This is a genomic window from Bacteroides gallinaceum (genome assembly GCF_030373775.1).
GTDB lineage: Bacteria > Bacteroidota > Bacteroidia > Bacteroidales > Bacteroidaceae > Phocaeicola > Phocaeicola excrementipullorum.
Window position 1 is genome coordinate 1 of record NZ_JAUDEN010000068.1, and the last position, 1,497, is coordinate 1,497.

Here is a 1,497-nt window from a genome sequence, read left to right on the forward strand (position 1 = left end):
CGGTTCACGCGCACACGGCGGCCCTTCAGGGTCGTATAGATCTTCACCCCGGAATAGTCGCCCATCTCCTCACCGTTCGTCAGAACACGGCCGATGTCGCCCCCGTGGGAAAGCGCATACGCCCTGTCGGGGATGAAGAAGGCGATGAAGCAGCCCATACTGCCGCTCTTCGGATCCTTCACGACCACCAGCTTGTGCCAGCACTTCGTCTGATAAACCTTCCCGCTGCCCCTGTCCACACGCAGCACACGGAAGCTGAAATCCGACTGTACGGGAACGTCCACGCTGTAAAGGGACGGGGCATCCGTGGAAAGGCCCTCTTCCCAGTCCGGAACAAACTCGCCTACCGGAAGCATCAGACGGCGGATGTAGAAACCGTTGTCATGCTCCTCCGGTCCAGCCGAACGGGAAGCCTTTCCGGACACATAGCTTTCAAAGAACGTCTTCGCCTCCTCCACGGAAAGACCCTTGCCGTCACCGCCATAAGGGACTTCCCTCGTCACCGGAATCTCATCCACGCACCCCGACAGCAGCAGGGGAAGCAGAAGAAGCAGCATCACATGTCGTCGCAAAAATAAACAATTCTTTCCATTGTCATATAGCTTTCAATAAAATTACATCAATCCTTTCCGTTTCATCCGACGCTCAAAATCATACTTCCACACATCCGCCGGGACATCCCGATGGAAACATGTCAGCAGACAAAGAAACAGGAGCGGCATTGTGCCGCTCCGCATGATAAAAATAGTCCGCGATACATTACTACGACCAACTAAACAAATCTCTACTTGAATTGATAAGTTTTATCTATTACTTTCTTGTAAACATCTTTCTTATCTTTCAAGGATACAGCTTCTATCTGAACATGGACATCTACTTCATAAATATCATTTATATTACCTTCGTATAATTTCTCCAAGTCACAAACATACTTATTTTCACCATACTTGAAAAGGAATTTACCCTTAGTAGATTCATTTATAGGCAATTGCTCAGAAATAAAGAATGACCTTCTAAAAAGCACTTTCCCATTAGAATCTTTATACTGTAAAACTACAAAAGAAGCACTTCCCGGTTCATAATAATCCTGCCCAGAAAAAGGACATAGGCGATACAATTTATCCGTATTATTTCTTACTAAAAGAACAATCGTTTTCGTATTCGAATCATACAAATACCGTACATCTATTTGCGCAAGACATGTAAACGAATAAAGAGTAGCTATTAAAAATAATATCTTTCTCATACCATCTTATTTTATTTTACATTTTCCAGTTGTTCATACTTCCAAATCATAAAATCAATCAAACGTAACTCTGACACATCCGCTGGAGTATCCCGATGGAAACATGCCAGCAGACAGAAAAGCAGGAGCGGCATTGTGCCGCTCCGCATGATACCTACACACCGCAGGTTCATGGAATCTCTTTTTCCATTCTGACAATCTTCAGTTTACCCCGTTCATCATCAAAAGACACATTAGCAACAGCACTGATC

The 1,497-nt window shown here is 45.0% G+C and carries 2 protein-coding genes; both read right to left on the bottom strand.

Annotated features, from left to right (window positions below):
• Positions 1-560: hypothetical protein (locus QUW60_RS14960; protein ID WP_289561490.1), on the bottom strand; the 560-nt coding region annotated here is incomplete at its 3' end.
• A gap of 224 nt (positions 561-784) precedes the next feature.
• Positions 785-1,246 (bottom strand): hypothetical protein, encoded by a 462-nt coding sequence (locus tag QUW60_RS14965; protein ID WP_288187069.1) that lies wholly within the window; start codon positions 1,244-1,246, stop codon positions 785-787.
• Positions 1,247-1,497: the final 251 nt, after the last annotated feature.

Bases quoted from the DNA above. Each gene is read 5' to 3' on its own strand.
- QUW60_RS14965 (WP_288187069.1), bottom strand. From the start codon at position 1,246: ATGAGAAAGATATTATTTTTAATAGCTACTCTTTATTCGTTTACATGT.